This is a genomic window from Pseudomonas sp. PDM20 (assembly GCF_014852575.3).
Lineage (GTDB): Bacteria > Pseudomonadota > Gammaproteobacteria > Pseudomonadales > Pseudomonadaceae > Pseudomonas.
The window spans coordinates 4,020,422-4,036,065 of sequence record NZ_CM181224.1; the positions used below are offsets into that span (position 1 = coordinate 4,020,422).

Here is a 15,644-nt window from a genome sequence, read left to right on the forward strand (position 1 = left end):
GAGTTTCCAGATGATCGATAGCAAACACATCGGCAAGGTCCTGCCCTCGTTCAGCGCCGTCGCCGAAGCCGGCCAGCTGCGCTTCTTCGCCAAGGCCATCGGCGAGACCGACCCGGTCTACTTCGACGAGCAGGCCGCCCGCGACGCCGGCCATCCCGGCCTGCCGCTGCCGCCGACCTTCCTCTTCTCGCTGGCTTTCCAGATGCCCAACCAGGCCTGGCGCGACGAACTGGGGATCGTCTCCTCGCGCATCCTTCACGGCGAGGAATCCTTCACCTACCAGCGCATGGCCTATGCCGGCGACACGCTGCACTTCGACGTGCGCATCACCGACATCTACGACAAGAAAGGCGGCGCGCTGAGCTTCGTGGTCCGCGAGTCGAAGGTCAGCAACCAGCGCGGCGAGCCCGTGGCGACCCTGCGTACCACCCTCGTCCACCGCAACGGCTGATCCGGAGGCCCACCATGAGCAACGTTCGATTCGACTCCGTGCAGGTCGGCGACAGCCTGCCGCCGCTGACCCTGGCGCCGATCAACCGCACCACCCTGGCGCTGTTCGCCGGCGCCTCGGGCGACCACAACCCGATCCACATCGACATCGACTACGCGCGCAAGGCCGGCATGGTCGACGTGTTCGCCCACGGCATGCTGTCCATGGCCTACCTCGGCCGCCTGCTGACCGGCTGGGTCGACCAGCGCCAGCTGCGCGGCTTCGCCGTGCGCTTCGCCGGCATCACCCACCTCGGCCACCAGATCACCTGCAGCGGCAAGGTGGTGGAGAAGTTCGAGGCCGAGGGCGAACAGCGCGTGAAGCTGGAAATCCAGACCACCAACCAGTACGGCGAAACCCGCATCGTCGGCGACGCCATCGTCGCCCTGCAGTAAGGAGCAAGAACATGGCAAAACTCGACGGCAAGGTGGCGCTGGTCACCGGTTCCGGCCGTGGCATCGGCCAGGCCATCGCACTCAAGCTGGCCAGCGAAGGCGCACGCATCGTGCTCAACGACCTGGACCTGGCACCGGCGCAGGAAACCGCGGCAATGATCCGCGACCTGGGCGGTGCGGCGGCGGTCTGCCACGGCAACGTCAGCGCGCCGGACTTCGCCGAGCGCTACATCCGCACCGCGATGGAGAGCTTCAAGGGCATCGACATCATCGTCAACAACGCCGGCTACACCTGGGACGACGTGGTGCAGAAGATGAGCGACGAGCAGTGGTACGCCATCCTCGACTGCCACATGACCGCGCCCTTCCGCATCTTCCGCGCCGCCTACCCGGTCATCAAGGCGCAGGCCCAGGCCGACGCCGAAGCCGGGCGCGAGGTGTTCCGCAAGGTAGTGAATATCTCCTCGGTGTCCGCGCTCAACGGCAACGCCGGGCAGATCAACTACAGCGGCGCCAAGGCCGGTGTCGCCGGCATGACCCGCGCACTGGCCCGCGAGTGGGGCCGCTTCAAGGTCAACGTCAACGCGGTGGCCTTCGGCTTCATCGAAACCCGCATGACCCGCGCCGACGCCCATGCTGGCGCGACGGTGAACATCGAGGGCCGCGACATCCGCGTCGGCATCAGCCCCGAGGCGGCGAAGTCCTTCGCCCAGCGCAACCCGCTGGGTCGCCCCGGCAGCGTGCAGGAAGCGGCCGACGCGGTGTACCTGTTCTGCTCACCCGAATCCAACTACATCACCGCGCAGACCATCGCCGTGGCCGGCAACCTCCAATAGCCCGCCTTGGCATCCAGAACAAGAACATGGAGTCACGCATGAAGTCCCGGATCAGTCGTTACCTGCCTCACAGCCTGCTGGCCGGCGCCATCGCCGCCAGCCTCCACCTGCCGCTGCTGGCCGCCGAACCTGACGCCAGCCAGCCTGCGAGCAGCCTGACCGCAGCGAAGAATGCCGAGGTGCTCAAGGTGCTGCCCTTCAGCGACCGCAGCGACTACGAGTCGGTCACCCGCGGGCTGGTCGCACCCTTCAAGGGGCAGATTCGCAACGCCGCCGGAAGGGTCGTGTGGGACAGCCAGGCGCATGATTTCCTCGACGCGGACAAGGCCCCCGACACGGTCAACCCGAGCCTCTGGCGCGCTGCCCAACTGAACAACCATGCGGGCCTGTTCCAGGTCGCGGACGGCATCTACCAGCTGCGCGGGATGGACGTGTCGAACATGACCATCATCGAAGGCAAGGACGGCCTGTTCGTCATCGATCCGCTGACCTATGCCGAAACCGCCCGCGCGGCGCTGGAGCTGTACTACCAGCACCGGCCGAAGAAGCCCATCGTCGGCGTGGGCTACAGCCACAGCCACGGCGACCACTTCGGCGGCGTGCGCGGGGTGGTCGACGAGGAGGACGTGAAGAGTGGCAAGGTGAAGATCTTCGCCCCGTCCGGCTTCATGGAACACGCCATCAGCGAGAACATCTTCGCCGGCAACGCCATGAGCCGCCGCTCGCAGTTCCAGTTCGGCACCTTCCTGCCGCGCGGCGAGCGCGGGCAGCTGGACGTCGGCATGGGCAAGGCGCTGCCCTCGGGCGGCACCTTCACGCTGATCGCGCCGACCGACCTGATCCGCAACGAGTATGAAACCCACACCGTTGCCGGCATCCAGATCGAGTTCCAGCTCACCCCCGGTACCGAAGCGCCGGCGGAGATGAACTTCTACTTCCCGCAGCTGCGCGCGCTGTGCATGTCAGAGAACAGCACGCAGATGATGCACAACATCCTCACCCCGCGCGGCGCACTGGTGCGTGACGCCAAGGCCTGGTCGCAGTACCTCGACGCCAGCCTGGAGCGCTATGGCGACAAGACCGACGTGATGTTCGTCTCGCACAACTGGCCGACCTGGGGCGGCGAGCGCATCCGCACGCTGCTGGCCGACCAGCGTGACATGTACGCCTTCCTCAACGACCGCACCCTGCACCTGATGAACCAGGGCCTGACCTCCACCGAAATCGCCGAGAAGATGGACAAGCTGCCCGGCGAGCTGGAGAAGAAGTGGTACACCCGCGGCTACTACGGCTCCCTCAGCCACAACTCGCGCGCCGTGTACCAGCGCTACCTGGGCTTCTACGACGGCAACCCGGCGAACCTCAACCCGCTCACCCCGGTGGATACCGGCAACCACTACGTCGAGGCGCTGGGTGGCGCCGATGCGGTGCTCAAGCTGGTTCGCGCGGCCATCGACAAGGGCGATTACCGCTGGGCGGCGACCCTGGGCAATCACCTGATCTTCGCCCAGCCGGACAACCAGCAGGCCAAGGCCCTGCAGGCCGACGCCCTGGAGCAGCTCGGCTACCAGGCGGAGAACGCCCTCTGGCGCAACATCTACCTGACCGGCGCCATGGAGCTGCGCGGCGGCGTGCCGGTGTATGACGCCGGGGCGACCAAGGCCGACGTGGTGAAGAGCATGGAGCCCGGCCAGTTCTTCGACTTCCTGGCGATCCGCCTGGATTCGGACAAGGCCCAGGGGCACGACATGTTGATGAACTGGGTGTTCAGCGACCTCGGCAAGGACTACGCAGTGACCCTGCGCAACGGCGTGCTGACCCATCGCAACGACGAGAAGAGCGCCAACCCGACCGTCACCGTAACCCTGGCCAAGAGCACGCTGGACCAGATCAGCCTGCGCAAGCTGGACTTCCCCACCGCCATCAAGCAGGGCGACATCAAGCTCGACGGCGACGCCAAGGCGCTGGGCGCCTTCCTCGGCATGATCGACAGCCCGGCCCCGCAGTTCAACATCGTCACCCCGTGACGCCCTCCCGCACCGGGCCTGCCCGGTGCGGGACATCCCCTTCGAGGCCGGCCCGCGCCGGAACAGTCAGCATGAAGCAACTCACCCCCATGGACGCGCAGTTCTTCTACTCCGACGCCCCGCACCAGCCGATGGTCATCGGCGGCCTGTGGATCTGCGACCAGCGATCCGCGCCCAATGGACTGGTCCGGCACAAGGACATCATTCGCTTCATCGACAGCCGCCTGAGCGGCACCTCGCTGTTCCGCCGGCGCCTGCAGCACGCGCCGTTCCGCCTGGACGACCCGTACTGGCTGGAGGACAAGCACTTCGACCTGGAGTACCACATCCGCCATGTCGGCCTGCCGCAGCCCGGCGACTGGCGCCAGCTGTGCATCTTCACCGCACGGATGATGTCGCGCAGCCTGGACATGGAGCGCGCGCCCTGGGACATCACCATCATCGAGGGGCTGAACAATGTCGAAGGTGTCCCGCCGGGCAGCTTCGCCCTGCTGCTGCGCTTCCACCATGCCTACGTCGACGGCAAGTCCGGGGTGGAGATCACCACCCTGCTGATGGACGACCAGGTCGAATTCGACGAGAACCCCTATCGCCAGCCGCTCAACGAGCGGATGCCGACCCGCGCGCAGATGTGGGCCAAGACCATGCCGCGCCTGCTCGGCCAATCGCTGCGCAGCGCCCGCGCCGGCTACAGCGTCGCGCACAAGAGCGTGCAGCTGGTCACCCAGTTGCGCGGTGAGGCCAGCCCGGACCAGCACCGCGTGCCGACCACCCTGTTCAATGCCCCGGTTTCGCCACACCGCACCTACGGCGCCACCTGCTGGCCGATCGCCGAGCTCAAGCAGATTCGCCGCTGCGCTCCCGGCGCCACGCTGAATGACGTGATCATCGCGATCATCGCCGGCGCCCTGCGGCGCTACCTGCTGCGCCGCGAAGCCCTGCCGGTGGACCAGTCGCTAGTCGCGCTGTGCCCGGTGGCCATGCGCCCGGAAGGCGCACGCCGGGACATGGGCAACCTGATCTCGATGATGCTCATTGGCGTGGGCACCGACCTGTCGGACCCGCAGCAGCGCCTGCAGGCCATCACCGAACGGACCCGGCGCGGCGCGCCGCTGGCCAGGGAGGTGATGCACGAGCTGATAACCTCCCTGGGCGACATGCTCCCGGCGCCGGTGCGCATGTTCGGGGGCTGGTTGCAGAACCAGGTCCGCTACGTCGGCCGCTTCCACCTGCAGAACACCCTGATCACCAACGTGCCGGGGCCGACCAATGGCGCCGAGAAGAAGTACTTCGCCGGTGCCGAGATCCTCGCCACCTACCCCATCGTCCCGGTGCTCGACGGCATGGGCCTGAGCCACGGCATCACCAGCCTCTACGGGCAGATCATCCTCGGGGTTCTGGCCGACCGGCAGATGCTGCCGGACATGGACGTGTACATGGCCTGCCTGCAGGAGTCCACCGACGAGTACCTGGCGCTCGCCCGCGACAACCCTACCGGCCCGACCGAGGACAAGCCCGCCGCGCCACGCAGGCGCCCTGCCACCCGGGGCCAGGCAGAGCCCGGCAACCCTTGAAGTCCGGGCCGTCCACCGAGCGGCCCAACCCGAAAGTCAGCGCGCACAGCACAGGAAGGAAACGATGTTCAGGCAGAAGTCGGCGGCCCGCCAATGGCAGGACAGGATGGACCATGCGCACAGCTACCAGGAGTGGGCGCAGCACGCGACCGCCCATGACCAGGCCACCGGCATGGATGACTGGCGACGCAACGAAGTCTGCGCGGACTACGACTACCGCACCGTGCGCCAGCGCTTCGAACGCCTACGCGACCTGCACAACGCCAGCGATTATGGCGGCCTGATGTTCGCCCTCAACGAGGGTATCCACGGAAACCTTGCCGGCATGGGCAAGGCGTCCCTGTATGGCCATTCGCACCTGGGCACCAAGCACCTGATCCACCAGTACATCGAGGAAGTCTGCCGCGCGCTGGCCGCCATCGACGCGCTCGACGACAACGTCATACCGCTGGCCGAACGCAAGGACTTCTTCCTGCGCGCCAGCCACTGCTTCGGTCGCTCGGCGCTGATGCTCAGTGGCGGCGCGGTACTCGGTTACTTCCACGCCGGCGTGCTCAAGGCCCTGCTCGAGCAGGGACTGCTGCCGCGGATCATCTCCGGTTCCAGCGCCGGCTCGATTCTCGCTGCCATTGCCTGCACCCACAGCGATGCCGAGCTGCCGGAGCGCCTGCAGGCCGAGCACCTGCTGATGCAAGTGCAACGCCAGCGACGTCCGCTGGCACGAACGACACTTGAAGCCAATGACCTGGCCAGCTACCTGCAGCGACTGATTCCAGACCTGACCTTCGCCCAAGCGTACAAGGCCAGCGGCCGCCACCTGAACATCACCGTCACCGGCCTGCAGCCCAGACAGGCACCGCGCCTGCTCAACGCCATCACGGCTCCGACGGTGCTGGTGCGTTCTGCAATCATGGCGTCCTGCGCGATCTCCGGCATCTACCCACCGGTCACCCTGCAGGCGAAGAATGCCGCCGGCCTGCAGGTTCCCTACCTGCCGGAACAGCAGTGGATCGACGGCTCCTTCCTCGACGACCTGCCGGCCAAGCGCCTCGGCCGCCTGTACGGGGTCAACCACTTCATTTCCAGCATGGCCAACCCGGCGGCGCTGCTCTTCACGCCCAATCCCGACACCCGGCCGAACCTGCTGCAGAGCGCGGTGAACCGGCAGATCCGCCTCGGCAAAGGTGTGGCGACCCACATGCTGCGCCTGGGCCGCGACCACCTGCGCCTGCGCAACCCCACCCTCGCTCGCTGGCAGCACCTGGGCTACAGCATCCTGGCGCAGGACTACACCGCCGACATCAACCTGTTCCTCGGTAAGCGCTGGCACAACCCGCTCAAGCTGCTCGCACCGCTGCCCCTGGCCGAGTTGCGCAAGCTGGTGCGTAAAGGCGAGCAGGCCACCTGGGAGCGCATGGAGATGGTCCGAAACTGCACAGCCATAAGCCGCACGCTGGATGACATCCTGCGCAGACGTCTTTGGTCAATGTGAGCCCGATGCCGTAGAAGGCGGGCCTGACGCACAGGCCTGGTCTGGCGAATTCCGGCGCTTCTGTCGAGCTGCAAACGGCGAACGGTGCGGCGGAAGCCATCCGGCGTTGAAAGCTGCCATTTGCCAGCGGCGGCTTTCGGCCCAGGCCGTGTAAAAACACAGCGAGCGCTGGGTAGCCAGATATGGATTGGTTTTAACGATATCCAGCGGCCTCCTGGACGCGTGGTGTGCCCATCCTGGGCATTCAGTTGATTCGGCAAGTGCTGCTTCCACGATTCTGTGCGACGCGTTCGGATGGCTGCCAATGGGGTTTCAGGCCTTCATTGCCGCTATCAGCGCACTATTGCCCAACAGGTTCAGCACCCGTTTGAAGTTATAGGCGAGCACATGCAGGCTCATTTCCGTGCTTACGCGGTTGAGCGTCTTGGTGAGGAAATGGGTGGCGCCCATCCAGGCCTTCAATGTGCCGAAAGGATGCTCCACTGTCTGCCGGCGGATGCGCATCATCTCCGGTGCCTGATCCAGGCGAGACTGCATCGCGTCGAGCACCGACTCGTGTTCCCAGCGACTCACTCGCCGCTGCGCGCTCGGTGTGCACTGATCTTTCAACGCACAGCCCTGGCAATTCGAACTCCAGTAACGATGCAGCTTCAGGCCTTTCTCCACCGTCGAAAAACGCCAGATCAGGCGTTCTCCGGCTGGGCAGCGGTACTCGTTCTGGGCTGTGTCGTAAATAAAATCATCTCGACCAAAGCGCCCCGCTGCGGCAGCGCCTGAGGTCTTGGCCTTGGGGACGAAGGCGGTGATGCCAGCCGCATGGCAGGCGAGGATTTCCTCGCTCTTGAAGTAGCCACGATCGGCAACCACCGACAGCGATTGCGTTCCCATTGCCACCCGCGCTTGCTTGGCCATCGCACTCAGTTGATCGCGGTCGATGCCATTGTTGGTGACCTCGTGCGTCACGATCAGGTGATGCTTCGCCTCAACCGCAGCCTGGACGTTGTAACCGACCATGCCTGTGCCGCGCGTCATCATCGAGCGAGCGTCAGGGTCAGTAAGAGAAATCTGTTTGTCCGGGGTGGCCTCCAGCTGAGCTTCGATATCCCTGAGTTCCTGCATCTTGGTTTTCAGGGCGGCAATCTTGCTGTGCAAACGCTCGGATTTGGCCCGTGCCACAGCAGGCTCTTGTCGGTCGGCAGTGTCCAGCGCGGTGAGGTAGCGGCTGATGCTGGATTCGATCTCCTCCATTCGCCGTTGCAGCTTGGCACTGGTGAAGTTGCGGTCGCGATTGTTGACCGCCTTGAACTTGCTGCCGTCGATAGCCACCAGCGCTTCGGAGAACAAACCGAGCTGCTGGCACAGCACCACGAACTGCCGGCAGACACCACGGATGGCTTTGCCGTTGTCCTTGCGGAAGTTGGCGATGGTCTTGAAGTCCGGCATCAGGCGTCCGGTCAGCCACATCAACTCGACGTTGCGTTGTGCTTCACGTTCGAGGCGGCGACTCGACTGGATGCGGTTGAGGTAACCGTAGATATAGATCTTCAGCAGGACGGCCGGGTGATACGCAGGGCGGCCAGTTTCGGCGGGAACCACGCCGCCGAAGCCCAACCGCCCGAGATCGAGTTCATCGATGAACACATCGACTACTCGCACCGGGTTGGTGTCCGCGACGTAATCATCCAGGCTCTCGGGCAGCAGTGTGCATTGGCCTCGATGCTCGCCTTGGATGAAACGCTTCATGGACTGCCCCCGCTATGACTGCCGACGGCAGGATAGCAAGAGCACTAGCCACGTTTTTACACAGCCTGGACCAATAGCAGACATGTGAAAATCTCGATCGCGCACCGGTGTAAACACCACGCCCCGTTTTCGTTTTTCTTGCCGATGCATCAACGCCCACTTAAGATGCGATAACTTCTCATATGCAAGTCGTTATCACGCAAGGATTCGCGTTGTCCTCTCCGTCTGTCTCCAGCACCCGGCACACCGAGCTCCAGACCCTGTATCTCGATCATCACGCCTGGTTGCTTGGCTGGTTGCGCAAGCGGCTGCGTCATGCGGATAACGCTGCCGATCTGGCCCACGATACATTTGTGCATATCCTCGGCAAGCCGCTACCACTGCAGGAGGTACGGCAACCTCGCGCCTGGCTGAGTGTCATCGCAAGAGGACTGCTGATTGACCGAGTGCGCCGCCAACGCATCGAGCAGGCCTATCTGGAGGCTATCGCCTGCTTGCCCGAGGCGGAGGTGCCTTCCCCGGAAACACAGCTGATCCTGCTGGAAACCCTCGCATGCATCGATGCCCTGCTCGATGGCTTGGCACCGAAGGTACGCAGCGCGTTCCTGCTGTCGCGGCTGGAGGGTCTGGGCTACAAGGAGATCGCCGAACGTCTGGGCGTGAGCCTGAGCTCGGTGGAGAAATACATGGCCACCGCTATCCGCCACTGCTTCCTGGCCCAGCGATGAGTAGCAGAGAGTTGCCGGATGCGGTGCTCGACCAGGCCATCGGCTGGCTGGTGCGTCTGCAATCAGGCTATGCGGACGAACAAACGCACGCCGACTGTCTGCTCTGGCGGCAGGCCGACCCTATTCACGAAACCGCCTGGCAAGCCTTGCAGTCCAGCGAGTCGGCCTTCGGGCGCATGGCCGAACTACCCGGCGGGGTCGCGCTGGATATCCTGCAGCGTCTGCAGGGCAAGCGCCACGGCCGCCGCCAGGCCCTCAAGATGCTGGGTTTCGGCGTGGCAATCAGCGGCCTGGGTGGTTGGGGGATGCGCGAACGCCCGCTGGCAACCTGGGGCGCAGACTACGTCACCGGTGTCGGCGAACATCAGCAGTTCTTTCTGGGCGACGGCACTCGTCTGCAACTCAATACCTCCAGTGCAGTGGACGTGCGATTTACCGCACAGCGACGAACGATCACCTTGCTGCGCGGCGAGATCTTCATCGACTCGGGGAAGGACAGCGACGCACCGGCGGGTTACCGCAGCCTCTGGGTAGAGAGCCGTCATGCCCGATTGCAGGCTATCGGCACTGCCTTTTCCGTACGCGATGAAGCCAACGCAACTCGCCTGCGGGTCGAGGACGGGATCGTCGCCATCCATCGCGCAGAGGCGCAGCCGATCCGGGTGATGGCGGGCGAGGAATATCTGATCCTCGACTCCAGCACTCGACAGGTCGAACACAGCACCATGAACGCCAGTGCATGGACGCGCAACCAACTGGTGGCGAAACGGATGCGAATGGCCGATCTGATCGAGGAAATCGGACGCTACCGCCAGGGATGGCTCAGTTGCGACCCGTCCATCGCCAACCTGGAAGTCTCGGGCGTCTTCCAACTCGACGACATCGACAACGCCCTCGACGCCCTGAGCGACTCAATGCCACTGCGCGTCCAGCGTTTCACACCGCTGTGGACTCGTGTCGTCGCCCGCTGAACTGAATGCAAAAACTTCTCGATAACGATTACGGGTTTTTCCGAGCCCTTCGGCAAACAGGAAAACACACTGTCATTGCCAAGGAGCGCGTTGTCCATGTCATCCCTTCCCTCGCCGCCGCGAGCATTTCGCCGTGCCACCCTCGCCCTCACCCTTCGTAGCATTCTGCTGGGTAGCGCCACGGTCGGGTCACTGGCCAGCTTCGACGTGCAAGCCGAGCAATCCTCCACCCATCGCTATGACCTGCCTGCCAGCTCTCTGGAAGACTCGCTGAACGGCTTCGCCCAGGCTGCCGGCATCACGCTGCCATTCGATCCCGCGCTGACCCAGGGCAAGCGGGCTTCTGCCTTGCGTGGAGAATTCGAGGTTCAGGAGGGCCTGAACTACCTGCTGAAAGGCACTGGTCTGATTGCCGAAAGGAATGCCAGCGGGAACTGGAGCATCCGTCGAGCCCCTGCCACCGAAGCGGCGCTGGAATTGAGCGATCTTACCGTGGTCGGCCAAGGACTCGGCGCGACCTCCGAGGGGACAGGCTCGTACACCACCGGCAGCTCCAACAGCGCCACTGGACTGAACCTCTCGCTACGCGAAACGCCGCAGACAGTCAGCGTAATCACCCGTCAGCGCATGGACGACCAGAACCTGCGTAGCCTCGGCCAGGTGCTGCAGCAGACGCCTGGTATCAACGTGCAGAGCCCCGGCAGCGAGCGCCTCTATGTGTTCTCCCGTGGCCTGGCGGTGGACAACTACCAGTACGACGGCATGCCGACAACTTCCTTCGCCTTTACCCAGGCGTTGCCACAGGCCCTGTCGGACATGGCCATCTACGACAGGGTGGAAGTACTGCGCGGGGCGACCGGCCTGTTGTCGGGCAGTGGTGATCCGTCCGGTACGGTCAACCTGGTGCGCAAGAAACCCACCAGCAACTTCCAGGGACATATCGAGGCTGGCACAGGCTCCTGGGATCTGTATCGGGGCGAGGTCGATGTCTCCGGCCCGCTCAACGCCGGCGCATCAGTGCGAGGTCGCGCGGTGGCGGCTTATCAGCAGGGCAACAGCTTCACCGACTATTTGCAGCAGGAGAAGACCATCGGTTACGGCGTCCTCGAAGCCGATCTGGACGAAGACACCCTGCTGACCGTCGGCCTTGACTACCTGCGCAGCGACCCACGTGGTTTCTCCACCACCGGCCTGCCCGTGGTGGACAGCCAGGGCAACCAGTTCAAGGCATCCCGCCATGCGAACCCTGCCAGTCGCGACAGCACCAACCTGCAGGAGTCGGTCAATGCCTTCGCCTCGCTGGAGCGCAAGTTGGCCTACGACTGGAAGCTGAAGGTTTCAGCCAACTACCTGTACGGCACCCGCGATTACGACTCGATCATTGTCGGTACCACCACCGGTTTCGTGAACGCCCAGACCGGCAACGGCCTGACCTACACCGCGACCAAGGGCGACAACACCCAAGAGCAGAAAGGACTGGATGTAATGGCCAGCGGCCCCTTCCAATGGCTGGGTCGCGAACACGAACTGGTCTTCGGCTTCAACCTCCAGGACTACGAGAACCGCCGTAACGGCTTCGGCAATCTGTTGCCCAATGGCACCAGCAATAACGGAGTCAGTGGCAAGCCGGTCAACATCTACACCTGGGACAACTACGCACCGACCGCCAGCTACAACTTCAACCGTGAGGATGACAATATCGATCAGTGGCAGACCGGCGTGTACCTGGCGACGCGGCTCAAGCCCACCGACGATCTTTCGGTGATCCTCGGTTCTCGGGTTTCCGATTACCGTTACGATGCAGAGTTGGTCTACCACGTTGCCAGTCTGGTGCCGTACGGCACCGACGATCAGGTGCGCGTCTACGGCGAAGTCACGCCCTACGCCGGCATCGTTTACGACCTCAACGACAACCACTCGGTTTATGCCAGCTACACCAGCATCTTCAAGCCGCAGCCCTACCGCGACCGCTCCGGCAAGCTGCTCGACCCGCGTCAGGGCGACAACTACGAGATCGGCCTGAAAAGCGAGTTCTACGACGGCCGCTTGAACACCTCGGCGGCACTGTTCGAGGTCAAACTGGACAACGACGCCATCGCCGACGGTGTCGTAGAAGGCAATGACCTCATTACCGCCTACCGCGCCTCGAAAACCACCACCAAGGGCATCGACCTGGAAGCCAGTGGAGAGCTGCTGCCGGGCTGGAATCTAGCAGCCAGCTATAGCCATAGCGAGGTCAAGGACGCCGACCACGAGCGAGTGAAAACCACCATTCCCACTGATCTGGTGAAGGTCTTCACCACCTACCGACTGCCCGGTGAACTGGAAAGACTGACCATCGGTGGCGGGGTCAACTGGCAGAGCGGTATCCACATGACCGTGGATTCCTGGCGTCTGCCAGGGCCGGCGAAGGTCAAACAGAGTGACTACGCCACCGTCAACCTGATGGGCCGTTATGACATCACCCGCCAATGGTCGGCCACTGCGACAGTCAACAACCTGTTCGACAAGAAGTACATCAGTTCACTCGACGAGAACTTCTACAGCGGCTCCTGGGGCGATCCACGCAACTTCATGCTGAGTACGCGTTACGAGTTTTAACCACCTGAGCAATTAAAAGACGCGGTTGGCAGAAACCACCCACTCAGCGCCGAAAGATACCCCACTCAGTGGGGTATCTTGCTCGGATGCCTTAAGCGCGGTGTGGAGCCAGCGTCCGCTATGGGTCGAATGCTGCCAGTAGCAACGACCCGCAATCTGCCAGCCACGCCCCCTCAAGGGGCGCCGAGGAACCAGCGGTAATAGGGGTTGTCGCCATCATCCAGCGCCACCTGCCGGGCGTCCCGCGCCCAGCCCTGGCGGTCGCCGCGGTAGGCGCTCAGGCTCAGGTCGTAGAAGCGCCGCAGCCGCAACCAGTTGTCGTTGACCGAAGCCTGGACCGAAGGCAGGGCGTTCTCCAGCGGGGGCGCCGTGCGCAGGGCGAGCAGGGTTGGCAGCACGCGGGCGATCTCCTTCGGGCGAACCCAGGGCGCGTACTCGATGCGCGGGTGATCGTCGGTCACCGGCAATGCATCGCCGGCGTAACGTTCCAGTCCGGCGCGGTCGGTGACCCAGGTGGCCAGCAGGGCTTCGACCGAGTCGACCCCGACCTCCCCCAGCGCGGCGGCGACTTCCGGCTGCTCGAAGCGCTGGCGGATGTTCGTCACGTCCAGGTGCAGCGGCTGCAGCGAGCCCACCAGCAACATCTCGTGGAACTCGGTGGTCCACAGCGTGGCGTAAGGGAATACGTCGATGAAGCTGCGCACCAGCGAGCGGCTTTCCTCGTCGTTCTGCGTCGGCAGCGGCAGCCACTGGGCGACCACGCCGCCCTCCTCCAGGCGCGAGGCGGCCAGCTGGTAGAAGTCGCGGGAGTACAGGTTGACCACACCAGCCGCAGACGGCGGCGGCGGCTCCAGGGTGATCATGTCGTAGCGCTCGGCGCTGCGCAGCAGCTCGCGGCGGCCGTCACGCAGGCGGATGTCCAGGCGCGGGTCGTGGATGGCGTCGAAATTGCCCTTGAAGCTCGGCGCGGCGGCCAGCACTTCCGGCAGCAGCTCGGCCACCACCGGATGTTGCAGGTCGCGGTAGCGCAGCATGGCGCCGGCGGTGATGCCGGTGCCGAAGCCGATCACCAGCGCCGAACGCGGCTCGCCGTTATGGATCAGCAGGGGCAGCAGCGCCTGCAGGCGCATGTAGCGCAGCGACGGCATGGCATCGCCGGTATTGGAAACGCCCTGGATGTAGAGGCGGTTGAAGCGGTTATCGCCACGGCCCTGCTCCACCACCGCGACGGTGCCGCCACGGCCTTCGGCGTAGTAGCCGATGCGGCCGTTGCGCGCACCCGGCATCAGCTCGGCCAGCAGTTGCGGCGGTGTCGTGGCGCCGATGCCCACCGCCAGTACCGCCACGCCGGCAACGCCCAGGCGCAGCTTCCTGCTCACGCCCTCGCCGCGCCACACGGCCAGCAGGCCGATGACGGCGGCCAGCGCGCCCAGCACGGCCAGGGTGCGTACCAGCCCCAGGCCGGGAACAAGCACGAAGCCTGTCAGCATCACCCCGGCAATACCGCCCAGGGTATTGAGTGCCACCACCACGCCGACATCGCGGCCAACGTGGTCGCGGTCCACCGACAGGCGCAGGGCGATGGGGAACGCCGCACCCAGCAGGGTCGTCGGCAGGAACACCACGCACAGCGCCGCCACCGCGAAGCGCGCGCACATGCCCGCCAGCTCGCTGCCGCCAGCCTGCATCACCAGCCATTCGACGCGGGTCTGCAAGCCGATCAGCCAGGTGCCGAGACCGGCGATCTGCGCAATGGCCAGCAGCCCCGCCGCAGCGATGAGCAGGCCGAACAGGCCCCAGGGATCGCGGATGCGGTCGGCGCGCCGGGCATACAGGGCGCTGCCCAGCACCAGGCCGCAGAGGTAGGTGGCCAGGACCACGGCGAAAGCGAAGGTGCGAGTGCTCATGAACTGGACGATGGATTGCGTCCAGACCACCTCGTACCCCAGCGCAACCCCACCGGCAACGCAGTAAAGCGCTATGGCCAGGCGTGCCGCGCTGCTGCGCGGGCCTGCTGCCGGTGCATCCTGCGTCTGGGTCCGTGCCGCCTGCTGGCGAATCAGCAATGCCCCGCCAGCAGCGAACAGGTTGAACACAGCCGCCGCGCAGGCGCTGCCCAGCACACCCAGCCAGGGCAACAGCACGAAGGCAGCCAGCAGTGTGCCGGCGATCGCGCCTGCGGTGTTGGCCGCATACAGGCCACCGCCGGCGCGGCCCATCTGGCCTTCGGCGGGTTCCAGCGCGCGCACCAGCACCGGTAGCGTGCCGCCCATGAAGAACGCCGGCACGCCGACCAGCACGAACGGCAGCGCCCAGGCCAGGGCGCCGAAGGCGTCTTCCAGGAAGGCAAAGGCGCTGGCGGCATTGGCCAGCGCGACGGTGGCGGCTACGGCCAGCAGCGCCACCAGGAATTCCAGACCGGCGTACAGCCGCAATGGTCGCTCCAGGCGATCCGCAAGACGGCCGAATGCCAACCCGCCCAGGGCCAGCCCGGCGAAAAAGGCACTGATTGCGGTGGTGACGGCATACACCTCCACTCCCACCACCAGGGACAGCTGCTTGACCCACAACACCTGGAACACCAGCGCCGCTCCGCCCGAGGCGAACAGCAGCAATGCCGGCACCCAGGCCGCGAGCCCAGGTTTCGATTGGAGCTGCGTCGGGGTGGCGCGACGGGTGTTCATCGGGGACGAGCTGACCGCTGGAGGCATCGAATCAACCTTGTCTGACAGAAAAGCCCCCGCGATAGCCAGGCTATCGCGGGGGATGGGTCGGGCGCCCCGATTC

At 64.8% G+C, this 15,644-nt stretch carries 11 protein-coding genes; 9 read left to right on the top strand and 2 right to left on the bottom strand.

What is annotated here, in order from left to right; genetic code table 11:
• The first annotated feature begins 10 nt into the window (after nucleotides 1–10).
• From IB261_RS18245 to IB261_RS18270, 6 genes are all read left to right on the top strand, one after another.
• Nucleotides 11–451, top strand: a complete 441-nt coding sequence (locus IB261_RS18245) for a MaoC family dehydratase N-terminal domain-containing protein (RefSeq protein ID WP_192382787.1) — start codon at nucleotides 11–13, stop codon at nucleotides 449–451.
• Nucleotides 452–465: 14 nt separating this feature from the next.
• On the top strand, nucleotides 466–885 hold the full coding sequence (locus tag IB261_RS18250) for a MaoC family dehydratase (protein WP_192382788.1): 420 nt from the start codon (nucleotides 466–468) through the stop codon (nucleotides 883–885).
• 11 nt (nucleotides 886–896) lie between these two features.
• Entirely contained in the window at nucleotides 897–1,721 is an 825-nt protein-coding gene (locus IB261_RS18255; protein ID WP_192382789.1) for an SDR family NAD(P)-dependent oxidoreductase, read from the top strand.
• Between the two features lie 38 nt (nucleotides 1,722–1,759).
• Nucleotides 1,760–3,748, top strand: coding sequence for an alkyl/aryl-sulfatase (locus IB261_RS18260; RefSeq protein WP_192382790.1), 1,989 nt, complete (start codon nucleotides 1,760–1,762; stop codon nucleotides 3,746–3,748).
• Nucleotides 3,749–3,819: 71 nt separating this feature from the next.
• Nucleotides 3,820–5,322 carry a wax ester/triacylglycerol synthase family O-acyltransferase gene (locus IB261_RS18265; protein ID WP_192382791.1) on the top strand — a complete coding sequence of 501 codons (1,503 nt, stop codon included), beginning with the start codon at nucleotides 3,820–3,822 and terminating at the stop codon, nucleotides 5,320–5,322.
• 64 nt (nucleotides 5,323–5,386) lie between these two features.
• Complete coding sequence (locus IB261_RS18270) at nucleotides 5,387–6,814, top strand: DUF3336 domain-containing protein (protein ID WP_192382792.1); 1,428 nt, start codon at nucleotides 5,387–5,389, stop codon at nucleotides 6,812–6,814.
• A 312-nt stretch (nucleotides 6,815–7,126) separates the two neighbouring features.
• On the opposite strand, the gene IB261_RS18275 is transcribed toward IB261_RS18270, so the two are convergent.
• Nucleotides 7,127–8,557 carry an IS1182 family transposase gene (locus tag IB261_RS18275; protein WP_192383925.1) on the bottom strand — a complete coding sequence of 477 codons (1,431 nt, stop codon included), beginning with the start codon at nucleotides 8,555–8,557 and terminating at the stop codon, nucleotides 7,127–7,129.
• Between the two features lie 182 nt (nucleotides 8,558–8,739).
• Between IB261_RS18275 and IB261_RS18280 the strand changes: the two genes are divergently transcribed.
• From IB261_RS18280 to IB261_RS18290, 3 genes are all read left to right on the top strand, one after another.
• Complete coding sequence (locus tag IB261_RS18280) at nucleotides 8,740–9,285, top strand: sigma-70 family RNA polymerase sigma factor (protein WP_151187540.1); 546 nt, start codon at nucleotides 8,740–8,742, stop codon at nucleotides 9,283–9,285.
• Nucleotides 9,282–10,256, top strand: a complete 975-nt coding sequence (locus tag IB261_RS18285) for a FecR domain-containing protein (protein WP_192381431.1) — start codon at nucleotides 9,282–9,284, stop codon at nucleotides 10,254–10,256. The genes IB261_RS18280 and IB261_RS18285 overlap by 4 nt, the downstream gene beginning before the upstream one ends.
• A 96-nt stretch (nucleotides 10,257–10,352) precedes the next feature.
• Complete coding sequence (locus IB261_RS18290; RefSeq protein ID WP_192381430.1) at nucleotides 10,353–12,857, top strand: TonB-dependent siderophore receptor; 2,505 nt, start codon at nucleotides 10,353–10,355, stop codon at nucleotides 12,855–12,857.
• A 173-nt stretch (nucleotides 12,858–13,030) separates the two neighbouring features.
• Here the strand turns inward: IB261_RS18290 and IB261_RS18295 are convergent, their stop codons facing one another.
• Complete coding sequence (locus tag IB261_RS18295; protein WP_192381460.1) at nucleotides 13,031–15,541, bottom strand: fused MFS/spermidine synthase; 2,511 nt, start codon at nucleotides 15,539–15,541, stop codon at nucleotides 13,031–13,033.
• Nucleotides 15,542–15,644 lie beyond the last annotated feature (103 nt).